We start from the raw sequence: 11,288 nt of genomic DNA on the forward strand, positions 1-11,288 counted from the left end.
CGATTACCAGCCATTCACGTAAACCGATTTCCATAAGTTAACCGCGCCCTCGCCTTCTTTTCGTAGTGTGGTGTTCAGACTATAAAATTAGTCGACAACTCGATCAATAACCAGCGATAACGTTGCTTCATTACCGCGCACCGAAACAGGGCTTAGCGTACCGTAGAGATCGCCTGCTGATGCCTGAGGCTGACCGCTCATTGATACGCGTGCCGTAACTTCCACTTCGCTCTGCTGAGACAACCGAGCCTGCGGAGACATTGCCATACTATCATCCAATACGACTTCCATTGGAAGTTGTGATACCTGCAAACGCAACGCGGCTAGTGGCATCCGACCACCAACAGGGCGAGCAAATATAAAGACAGTCTGTTCCGGACTCAAGCCTGTTTTTAACTGGTCATTGATACTCAGCTGCACACGAATCGCTGCCGTATCACCCGTTTCAGCTTCAGCAGCATTTGGTTCCACAACCTCTACACCCAAGGCTTTCAATCGGTCGCGGGCAGTAGCAATACCAGACTTCAGCGACATTGCCGCTTCACCTTCAGCATTCACCAGACCTTTAGTCCAGTAATCGATAGCCGCTTGATAATTCTGCTGTTCAAATGCATCAATACCCAACAAGCCCAGCACGGTGATCTCAAACGGCTCAACCGCCAACGTACGATCAATCTGATTACGCACGTCATCGGTCATTTTACTACCGTTGGCAAAAAACAGTGCCTGAGCATACTGACCCATGACACCTGCATATTGAGGCGAATCCTCAGGCAATAACGCTAGCGTTTTTCGCAGCGCTGCCAGACCTTCATCAAAGCGTTGCATGCCGATATACGTTGTCCCCAACATATACCAACCTTCAGCGTTCTCCGGACGTTGTTTTAACTCCTCCTCCAGCATAGCCACAGCTTCGTCGATGCTCGGCTGTTGCTGAGGATTGACTGAGGTATCTGTGTTCAGCGCTAGCTGAAGGTCAACTGAGCGCCCCAGCTTACCGTACAAACCAAAGGATACGGACGCCAGAATCAACGCGAGTAGAGCAACAGTTACAACTGAGCCTCGCCCTATCTTAAGCTGGGTTTCCTGTTGTTGAGTTTCTACCGCATCGTTTAGCAGGTTTTTTTCCAACTCGATCTTGAGTAGCTCAAATTCAGCCTGCTCTAAACTACCGCTTTCGCACTCAGCTTCAAGTTCAGAGACTCGCTCGCGAAAAATATCGATATTCTGGAGTTTTCGATCGGCAGAAAGCTCTGCCTGATGTAGTTTATGCGCACGAAGCATTGGCCAAAATACAAAACCAATCGCGGCCAATGTCAGCAAAGCAATACCGATCCATAAACCTGTCATTTGTCGGCATCCTGATCAAGAAGAGAGTTTAGCTTTTTACGCTGCTCATCATCCAAATTGGATTCAGGTGATTCTTTTGCAGCAGTGTTCTTTCTGCGGGTAATCGCAAACACGACAATCAACCCCAATAATAAAAGCCCGAAAGGGCCGTACCAAAGTACGTAAGTAGATGCGTCTTTACGGGGCTTATACAACACAAACTCGCCGTATCGCGCCACCATAAAGTCTGCAATTTCCGAGTCACTCTCACCCTCGCCCAACATACGATAGACTTCATGACGCAAGTCTTTTGCAATGGGTGAGTTGGAATCAGACAGGTTTTGGTTCTGGCACTTCGGACAACGAAGCTCCTCCGTTAACTGCTGGAAGCGTTTACGTGTATCTTCGTCCTTAAAATCGTAGGTATCGATAGCGGCAAATGCCTGCATAGAGACCAACATCAGCAATGAGATTAACCAACGTTTCATTGCTTAGCCTCCATGCCGTTTTCCAGCTTCTGAAGAATTGGTTTCAGCTGGGCCCAAACCTTTTCATCCACAACACCTACGTGTTTGTAGCGAATCACACCCTCTGCATCAATAACATACGTCTCCGGCGCGCCATAGACGCCCAGATTAATGCCAAATGAACCGGTTTTATCAAAGATATTTTCGCTATAAGGATCAAGGTAACGACGTAACCACTCCTTGGCTTTTCCACGATCATCTTTGTAATTCACGCCATAAATGACGTAGCCCTCTTCCTTTATCCGGTTCAGCTGTGCGTGTTCCTGCTTACAGGATGGACACCAGGTCGCCCATACATTCAGTAACGCGGGCTTACCTTTTAGATCCTCTTCGGTAAGCACCCGATCTTCATCGTACAAGGAGCTCATACGAAACTCAGGTAACGGCTTATCGATCAGCGCGGACGGCAATTTTGTCGGATCCAGTTGCAATCCCTGATAGAGGAAGATTCCCATGACAAAGAAAATCACTAAGGGAATGAATAGAAAAAAACGGCGCATCAAATCAGTTCCTCACGCAAACTCAGCTTCACCGGATACAGCTTTAGGCTGCTGGCGTTTTGCCTTTTGACGATAACGACGGTCACTTGCCGACAGCAGGCCACCAAAAGTCATCAACAACCCACCTAACCAGATCCAGCGAACAAACGGCTTATATTGCATTCGGACAGCCCAGGCACCGTTTTCCAGTGGTTCACCCAGAGCAACATACAGATCACGGAAAAGCCCCGGATCAATCGCTGCTTCAGTCATCACATTCCCCCTCGCATTGTATAAACGCTTTTCGGGATACAAGGTTGTGTACACCTCACCGTCTTGTAAAACGACAATACGTCCCATATCAGAGCGATAGTTCGGCCCTTGAACTTGTCGCGCACCATCAAACACAAACTCATAATGTTTAAAGGCCTGGCGATCACCGGGTGTCATACGCATATCGCGGTCTTCGCTGTAGATGGACACCATTAGAATACCTACGATTGAAACCGCAACACCGGCGTGAGCCAGAATCATCCCGTAATAACTCAGAGAAAACTTAGTCAGTGCTTTGAGTGGCTGTTTCTTGGAAGCGACGCGGTTATATACATCCCGCAAACCTGAGAACAATACCCAAAAGCTCAGAATCAATCCCAACAATGCGGACCATTCAAAATCGATTCCACCAAACAAGCTCACCAAGGTACCCACAACAATCGCCAGAATCGCAGGCATCCAAAGCTGCTTCGCCAGAAATTCAACCTTGGTGGCTTTCCAGCGTGAGATTGCACCAACACCCATCAATACCACCAAGATGGACATTAGTGGCACAAACATCGCGTTGAAATACGGTGCACCCACTGACATTTTGCCCTTCTGCAATGCATCCATAAGTAACGGATACAGCGTCCCAAGCAATACCATTAGCGCAACCACCACCAAGAGGATGTTGTTCATCAACAAGAAACTTTCACGGGATACCAGTTCAAAACTGGACTCAGCTTTAACATGTGCAGCTTTGATCGCGTAAAGCAGTAATGAGCCACCGATCGTAATCGCCAGTAATGCCAGAATGAAAAAGCCACGATCAGGATCAGACGCAAAGGCATGCACGGATGTCAGGACGCCGGAGCGCACCAAAAAAGTACCTAACAAACTCAGAGAGAAAGCAAAGATTGCCAACAGTACCGTCCAGCTTTTGAAAACACCGCGCTTTTCAGTAACCGCCAGACTATGAATCAGGGCCGTCCCTACCAACCATGGCATAAAGGATGCGTTCTCTACCGGATCCCAGAACCACCAGCCACCCCAACCAAGCTCGTAATACGCCCACCAGCTGCCCAACGCGATACCCAATGTCAGAAATGCCCACGCAACATTTGTCCATGGACGAGACCAGCGTGCCCAGGCAGCGTCAAGCTGACCACTCAACAATGCAGCTATCGCAAATGCAAACGCGACAGAGAACCCCACATACCCCATGTACAACATAGGGGGATGTATAATCAGGCCAATATCCTGCAACAGAGGGTTCAGGTCGCCCCCTTCTTGAGGAAACAGCGGCAGATGACGCTCAAATGGACTTGAAGTCAAAAGGGTGAAAAGGATAAAACCGACCGCGATGATCCCCATCACCGCCAGCACGCGAGCCACAATATCCAGCGGCAAGTTATTACTTTTAACCGCAACGGCGTAAATCCAACCGCCCAGAATTACGACCCAAAGTAGCAACGAACCTTCATGGCCTCCCCAAATCGCACTCACCTTGTAATAGGAAGGCAACGCTGTGTTGGAGTTTGACGCGACATAAACAACCGAGAAGTCATCAGTAATAAATGCGTAACCCAGACAAAAAATACTGATAACTAGAAATAAGAATAAGCCTTTTGACAGCGGGCGAGCATAGCCCATCCACAACTGATTTCCGGTTGATGCTCCAACCAACGGTACCACTGCCAGCAGTGCCGCCATACCAAGCGCCAAAATCAGCGCATATTGACCAAGTTCAGGAATCATTTATTAAAGACCTCGGCCTCTGGTTTAGGCATCTTGCCTGCTTTTTCTAACGCATCCGCTACTTCTGGAGGCATGTAGTTTTCATCATGTTTAGCAAGCACTTCACTTGCCTGAAACACCCCGGATTCGTCCATCATTCCCTGAGCAACAATACCCTGCCCCTCTCGAAACAGATCAGGCAATATTCCAGTAAACTCTACCGTGACGTTTTCAGCATAATCGGTCATTCCGAACGTCACTTTGAGACTGTTTGGGTCACGCTGAACGCTATTTTCGACCACCATACCACCGGCACGGATACGTGTATTGGCAGGCGCTTCACCCTTTACAATTTGGGTTGGCGAGTAGAAAAGATTAATGTTCTGACTCAAAGCGAACATGGTTAAACCAACGGCGATGCCTACACCGAAGACGATGAACAGCACAATGATAAGACGCTGCTTACGTTTTGGATTCATGAGGCATTTTTCTCCCTACGCAGACGACGAATAAGCTCGGAGACTAGCTGCTTTTTGCGCAGTACCGGGCTTACCAAATTGATAACAATAACAAACAATGCAATGGCATAACTCAGCCATACATACAGGCCATGTCCATCCATAGCCAAAAAATCGGAAAAACTGTCGAAACTCACATTCACCTCACTGCTTTTCGATCAGTTCACGGACCCATCTTGCACGGCGCTCACGATGCAAAATTTCATTACGGGTACGCAACATCAGGGAAACGGCAAAGAAACAATAGAAACCTATCACCATCACCAATAGCGGCACCCACATCTCTGCAGGCATAGCCGGACGTTCTGTCAGGGTAAACGTGGCGGGCTGGTGTAACGTATTCCACCACTCTACCGAATACTTAATGATTGGAATGTTGACTAACCCTACCAATGCCAACACCGCTGTCGCCTGCGCTGCCGTGGCTTCGCTTTCGATAGCAGAGTTAAGCGCAATTACACCGAGATACAGAAACAGGAGAATCAACATAGAGGTCAGGCGTGCATCCCACACCCACCAGGAACCCCAGGTCGGCTTACCCCAAATCGCACCTGTTACCAATGCTAACAACGCCATCGTTGCACCTATAGGCGCACTCGATTTAGCGACCATATCGGCCACTTTCATCTTCCAGATAAGACCGATTGCTCCGGCAATTGCCATCAGCATGTAACACGACTGTGCAAGGATGGCGGAAGGGACGTGGATATAGATGATGCGGAAACTGTTACCTTGCTGGTAATCCGATGGAGCGAAAGCCAGTGCCCAAACAATTCCTGATACCAGCAGTGCTGCTGTAGCTATAGCAAACCAAGGCAACAACTTGCCCATGATTTCATAACTCCAGCGTGGTGATGCCAACTGATAAAACCATCGCGGCATCCATTTTTTCTTCTCAGCCATACTTAACCTTATCCGCTCACGGAAATTCTTAAAGCGGCACCAATTGCCAGCGGTGCCATTACGATCCCCAGTGCCAGCATCGCTCCCAGCAATGCAAGATAACCGCCCAACGGTAGTCCCGTTATCGCCGCCTGCACTGCACTGGTGCCAAAAATCAGAACAGGGATATACAACGGCAATACCAATAATGAGATCAGTACACCGCCTTTGCGCAATCCAACAGTCAGCGCCGCGCCGATCGCCCCTACCAAACTGAGTGTAGGGGTTCCCAGCAATAAGCTGATCATCAGCCCGCCCATACCTCCCTCAGGTAGAAACAACATAATTCCAAGTACCGGGGCCAGCAGTGCCAACGGCAATCCTGTCAACATCCAGTGAGCAATCACTTTCCCCAACACCACAATAAACAATGGCTGCGGACTCAGTAATGTCTGCTCCAGCGTACCGTCCTCAAAATCCGAACGAAACACACTGTCCATCGATAGCAACGTCGACAGCAATGCAGCCACCCAGACGACGCCCGGCGCCAGCTGTGCCAGAAAGTCCGGCTCCGGGCTCACACCGAGTGGGAATAGTGTTGCAACCATCAGGAAAAAGATCAGGGGATTGACCAGATCACTTCGACGCCGATAAGACAGCAACAGATCGCGCTTCAGCACAGCCAGAAAGAGACCACGCAGGGTCTGCTCACGGGACTGCACCGGCTCATTAGTCAGCATTTCGCTCATGAAGTTCCGGCCAGTTCATCGAGATTTATACGTCGTACCCGATCACCCATCTTCAGTTCATGATGGGTTGTCAGAATAACACTGCCACCGCGTTCGGCATGGCGTGTGATCAGGGCTTCTTTTGCAGCCACGCCCCGTTTATCGATAGCCGTAAAGGGTTCGTCCAGAATCCATAATGGCGCGCTACTTAGGTAAAGGCGCGCGAGGCTAACACGTCGATTCTGGCCGGCTGACAACATATGACAAGGCACATCTTCGTAGCCTTTAAGCCCAACCTGATCGAGCGCATCGAAGATTTGCTCATGCGCGATAGCCGGGTGCATCGCCGCGTACCAGTTCAAGTTTTCTTCCGGTGTGAGAATGGCTTTCACACCAGGTTGATGACCGAAGTAAAGCAGCGAACGACGAAAGTCGTCAGCGACATCGTCTATTGGCTCTCCCTGCCAATAGATATCGCCTTCGAAATTGCGGGATAAGCCTCCCAGGATACGTAACAACGTGGTTTTACCACTGCCGTTCTGTCCTTCGATTTGAACAACTTCACCTTGCTTTACAACAAAGTTAAGATCTTCAAAGAGAATACGGTCATCACGTTCACAAAAGAGCTGTTTTACATTTAACAGCGGCTCGGACAAAACACCCACCCCAAGCCGAAAACCCGACTTAACTCTATACTTTTAAGCGGTACGGCCGACAATTTAATTTAGCGGCTTATTATATACGAATTCACGACCAGTGCAGCAGCCGTCACTACGGAGAAAAGTATTGTTTCCGCAAAATTCTGCCCTTTCCTTGCCTCTGCGCGATACGCCGCCGGAGACACAAAAGGCTTTGAATCAGGTTCTGACCAGCGACAGCCCCCAAAATGCCCGGGTGGCGAGAGTTTCACCTGACGCCAATAACACAGGGGCGTCACGAATTGTGCTGGAAATTAACGGTAAAACGATACAACTTATTACAAAACAACCTCTGCAGGCCGGCGCTCAGTTGCAAGTCAGCCTAACCCTTGATGGCAAACTTCTATTACAACAAACTGCCATCTCCAGTGCACCCGCCACAAGTACTACACCCTCTAATACCAAGGCAGTACCTGCTAACAGTGCGGCACCCTCATCACCGACGCCACCGCCAGCGATCAGCCTCAAAGCGGGCATTTCAGAAGTTCCAATCAGCAAAGGCACTGTTATTGAGGGCACCGTCATTCGAAGCACCCCGACAGGTGCACCCACGATACCTGCAGCATCATCGAATACATCTTCTGGAAGCAGCACCTATAACAGACCGATCCCCACCGGTAATCTTCAAACAACACCTGCACCTGCACCTGCACAACAACAGCCCACTACAGCAATACAGAGCACACCATCAGGCACTGCACCTGGTTCGAACACTCAGGCAGCCGCCCCCGCTCCGGTTCAAGGAACGCCTGTACCTGCCTCGAGTAGTGAACTCCTTGCTCAACAACGCTCCGAAACATTATCAACGCTAAGATCAAAATCAAACCTACCAACACAGAACACACCACCAGTAACGGCACATACTGCAAATAAGTCCTTGAATAGCCAGACATCCGCACCGCCCTCCAGTTCAATCCAAGGCATTACGAAACCAACCTCAATTAGCGAGTCCCGTGTGCAACAACGCCCCGAAACGTTATCGACGGCCAGGGCCGTAGCAACCGCACAGGCTCAATCAGGCAATACCGTTGCACCAGCATCCCCCGCGACCGCACATTCGCCATCCAGCAACGCACCTGTATCAACGCAATTACCGCAGGCGGGGCACGCTTCGCCCCCCTCTGGAGGTCCGGCTTCAACCACAAACGCTCAACCCAGCTCCCATGTACCTGTGCAGAGGAATGCCAGTGCGTCACTCAACCCGAGCACCACTGGCACATCATCCAACGCACAAACACAGCCGCCTCCAGCAAGCACGATCCCTTCTGTATCTTCATCAGGAACCGCTACGACTCCCTCGAACACAACATTTAACCTAGATATTCGCCTGAACTCGGGGCAGACCACCACACTTCAGTCGAATATTCCACTGAGTCCAAGTACTGTGTTGACCATCCAACGCACCTCCGGTGGTGAAATTCTCGCGACCCCCTTACCAACGACCAGCCAAGCTACGGAACTCCAGCGCGAACAGGCCGCCATACAAGCTGCTCTGCGCACTGCACTGCCCAACCAACAGCCGTTAGCTAATTCGTTGAATCAACTACAAGGATCCGCTAACCAGCTTCCGCAGACGGAGATATCCGGGCTTGTACGCTCCATGTTGCAATTGTTTGGCCTTCGCCCTGGCACACCTGAGGCCCCCCAAACACTGCGGCAAAACGTACAGGCGGGCGGAACACAAACCGAAGCCCAACTCGCAGCGGGAAAACCGCCGGGCAAGACCGATATGAAAGGCTTACTGCGTCAGCTACAGCAACACAGTGCTGATCTGCCCGTTGAGCAGCGCCAGCGAATGGAACAACTCATTCAGACCATGCAATCCCGTATAACCCAAAATCAGCTCTCCTCTCTTCAACAATGGAAAGAAGCACCTGATGGCAGTTTTGAACGGGTTATACAACTGGATATCCCCGTCCTTAACAACAATCAAATGGATAATTTGGAACTGCGCATCAGCCAGGAACGCAGCGCGCATGGAACTCATGAACTGACCACACTATGGCGCGCACGCCTGCATTTTGACCTTGAGGAACTTGGCGCTATCGATGCCGAAATAAAGCTCACCAGCGACGAGCAGGTTCAGATTCAATTTTGGTGCAATGAACGCCATGCGCAGCGCCACATTCAGAAACAGCTGCAGGAGTTCGGCCAGTTATTGCAGAACAAAGGATTTGAAACCCCCGAACTCCAGTGCTACCACGGGCATTCACCGGATCGCCAAGGTGAAGTTATCCAGAAAAACCTCGTAGATATCCACACATGAAGCGCCTACAAAAACCTCAACAAGCGGTCGCGCTGAACTATAAACTCGGCGAACAAAGCGCTCCGACCGTTGCGGCCAAAGGCCAGGGCGTTATCGCAGAGCAGATCATTGCATTGGCTGAGGAAAGTGGCGTTCACATCCATGAAAGCCCAGAATTGGTAGAACTTCTGGTACGATTGCATGTGGGAGATGAAATCCCGGAAGCCCTCTATCGCGCAATCGCGGAGGTCATCGCTTTTGCTTACAGTCTAAAACACGATACGTAGACAGTATCTGGGCTTGGAAGGTGGGGAAGGGAGAGAGACCTGAAAGCTGAACTGACTATTTCTGATGACCAAGACTATCAGTTGCTTTTAATTCCTGATGCAACAACGCCATCAATTCGGCTTCGGGACGACCGATACCACAACTTTCGACCAGATCATCAACATTGGCCCCCATCTCCATTAAGCGTGCGGCCTGATTAAACGCCATCGCACCTGGATCACGGTTTTCCAATTCCAGTTGTTTTTCGGCGGTATTGTTTAGCTTCTGTTCGATTTCGACGACCCGGCGTCCCATCCCAATAGATGAGTTGGTGATCGCCTGAATTTCATTTCGAAGCAATCCCACCAAGGCCTGCTGGCGGCGTTCATACTGGCGCATCCGCTTGAACAGCACAACACAGCTCACCAAAGCCAGCAAGCTCAACAGTGCAAAGATCGATGTCCAGATGGAAAATTCCACAGAGCGCTCCGATACGACAAGATAAGATAAGATTAAGGATACTAAAGCATGCCCGCTTTATACAGTCTGACGGCAGTCACAGATTCTCATCCAGCAACGCCTGCAACTTATCCACATCCATAATCGCACATCGTTCGTTCATATTTGTCCCCAACATCCAAGGACGGGTATTACTATCACCAGCCCAAACAATATCGCTATGTGACATGCGGATCGATTTAACCAACGTATCGCAGGCCAACGCCCATCGACGTCCTTTAAGAATCAATACCTCTTCATATTTGGCACGCGCGGGATCAAAGCGCCCGGGAAGTAACCAACTGCCGGTATCAACCACACGGGTTTCTTTGTCCATAGCAGTAAAAGCCCCTAGCACCCACTCATGATCCAAATCCAAATGCAGGGTCAGTCTTTCCATCGATACAGCGCCATCCACATCATCAACCGGAATAGCCAGGTTCAGCCCCTGAAGCTGGAACAAAATACAATTGAGCACATCTTCCGGGATATCTAACGCCGGTTTTGGCGCTGCATCATCAACATGGGTTTCCACAGCCTGAACTGGCGGGCTGTCGAGCTCGGGTTGGGCATGATCCTCAAGCGAATCCTCACCAATCAATTCAGCCGGGGTATCCAGCGATACTGCCTCATTCAACTCAACTGCTAGCCCTGTATCATCTTCCGCCGGGAACAGCTCAGGCTCAGGCTCATCCGATGTGGCTGATGTATCTGCCGCAATCTCAACTTCCGATGCATTTGGCTCTGTCGGGGCAGCGTCAAGCAACTCGCTTTCCACCGTGAGTAGTGAAGGCTCACTCTCTTGCGGCTCATCACGCTCAAGCGCTTCGATCGCCTGCAATTCGGCTTCAGTATCACGCGCAAGCGTATCAGGATCTTCCAACAGCGATTCCAGGTAATCGAATACAACCTGCTGATTCCCTGTTTGTGGGGCATAGTAATCTGCGTCTTCTGGTAACTTCGTCATACCGACGCCTCTTGTTTTTGTGCTTCAACCAGCGTCCGCAATATTCGGGCATACGCATGAACACCGCGGCTACTGGAATCGACGGCGGAAGGAACTAACCCTTTGATACTGGCATTTCGCAACTCAGTATCAACCGGCACAATCGCGCTGGAAATACG

At 50.2% G+C, this 11,288-nt stretch carries 13 protein-coding genes; 2 read left to right on the forward strand and 11 right to left on the reverse strand.

The features are described from left to right. Positions 1-87: 87 nt before the first annotated feature. Genes ccmI through ccmA form a run of 9 tightly spaced genes read right to left on the reverse strand, consistent with a single transcriptional unit; the run spans position 88 to position 7,111 of the window. Positions 88-1,350 (reverse strand): c-type cytochrome biogenesis protein CcmI, encoded by a 1,263-nt coding sequence (gene ccmI, locus ABYW01_RS05735; protein WP_372831542.1) that lies wholly within the window; start codon positions 1,348-1,350, stop codon positions 88-90. Then, a complete protein-coding gene (locus ABYW01_RS05740; protein ID WP_372831543.1) occupies positions 1,347-1,817 on the reverse strand; it encodes a cytochrome c-type biogenesis protein CcmH in 471 nt (156 codons plus the stop codon). The genes ccmI and ABYW01_RS05740 overlap by 4 nt, the downstream gene beginning before the upstream one ends. After that, positions 1,814-2,356: a DsbE family thiol:disulfide interchange protein gene (locus ABYW01_RS05745; protein ID WP_372831544.1), complete on the reverse strand. Its 543-nt coding sequence runs from the start codon at positions 2,354-2,356 to the stop codon at positions 1,814-1,816. The genes ABYW01_RS05740 and ABYW01_RS05745 overlap by 4 nt, the downstream gene beginning before the upstream one ends. Before the next feature lie 12 nt (positions 2,357-2,368). Further along, a complete protein-coding gene (locus tag ABYW01_RS05750) occupies positions 2,369-4,348 on the reverse strand; it encodes a heme lyase CcmF/NrfE family subunit (protein ID WP_372831545.1) in 1,980 nt (659 codons plus the stop codon). Continuing rightward, complete coding sequence (gene ccmE, locus ABYW01_RS05755) at positions 4,345-4,806, reverse strand: cytochrome c maturation protein CcmE (protein WP_372831546.1); 462 nt, start codon at positions 4,804-4,806, stop codon at positions 4,345-4,347. The genes ABYW01_RS05750 and ccmE overlap by 4 nt, the downstream gene beginning before the upstream one ends. Further along, positions 4,803-4,982, reverse strand: a complete 180-nt coding sequence (gene ccmD / locus ABYW01_RS05760; protein ID WP_372831547.1) for a heme exporter protein CcmD — start codon at positions 4,980-4,982, stop codon at positions 4,803-4,805. Before ccmD ends, ccmE begins: the two co-directional genes overlap by 4 nt. 7 nt (positions 4,983-4,989) lie before the next feature. Next, positions 4,990-5,748, reverse strand: a complete 759-nt coding sequence (locus ABYW01_RS05765) for a heme ABC transporter permease (protein ID WP_372831548.1) — start codon at positions 5,746-5,748, stop codon at positions 4,990-4,992. 8 nt (positions 5,749-5,756) lie between these two features. Then, a complete protein-coding gene (gene ccmB, locus ABYW01_RS05770; protein ID WP_372831549.1) occupies positions 5,757-6,476 on the reverse strand; it encodes a heme exporter protein CcmB in 720 nt (239 codons plus the stop codon). Further along, entirely contained in the window at positions 6,473-7,111 is a 639-nt protein-coding gene (gene ccmA / locus ABYW01_RS05775; RefSeq protein WP_372831550.1) for a cytochrome c biogenesis heme-transporting ATPase CcmA, read from the reverse strand. The genes ccmB and ccmA overlap by 4 nt, the downstream gene beginning before the upstream one ends. A gap of 130 nt (positions 7,112-7,241) precedes the next feature. Between ccmA and ABYW01_RS05780 the strand changes: the two genes are divergently transcribed. Beyond that, on the forward strand, positions 7,242-9,419 hold the full coding sequence (locus tag ABYW01_RS05780) for a flagellar hook-length control protein FliK (RefSeq protein ID WP_372831551.1): 2,178 nt from the start codon (positions 7,242-7,244) through the stop codon (positions 9,417-9,419). After that, a complete protein-coding gene (locus tag ABYW01_RS05785) occupies positions 9,416-9,685 on the forward strand; it encodes an EscU/YscU/HrcU family type III secretion system export apparatus switch protein (RefSeq protein WP_372831552.1) in 270 nt (89 codons plus the stop codon). The genes ABYW01_RS05780 and ABYW01_RS05785 overlap by 4 nt, the downstream gene beginning before the upstream one ends. A gap of 55 nt (positions 9,686-9,740) precedes the next feature. Here ABYW01_RS05785 and ABYW01_RS05790 read toward each other — a convergent pair whose 3' ends face one another. Further along, positions 9,741-10,145, reverse strand: a complete 405-nt coding sequence (locus ABYW01_RS05790; protein ID WP_372831553.1) for a DUF2802 domain-containing protein — start codon at positions 10,143-10,145, stop codon at positions 9,741-9,743. A gap of 76 nt (positions 10,146-10,221) precedes the next feature. Then, positions 10,222-11,130 carry a chemotaxis protein CheW gene (locus ABYW01_RS05795; protein WP_372831554.1) on the reverse strand — a complete coding sequence of 303 codons (909 nt, stop codon included), beginning with the start codon at positions 11,128-11,130 and terminating at the stop codon, positions 10,222-10,224. Positions 11,131-11,288 lie beyond the last annotated feature (158 nt).

It is taken from the genome of Pontibacterium sp., assembly GCF_041587635.1.
In the GTDB taxonomy this organism is placed as follows: domain Bacteria; phylum Pseudomonadota; class Gammaproteobacteria; order Pseudomonadales; family Balneatricaceae; genus Pontibacterium.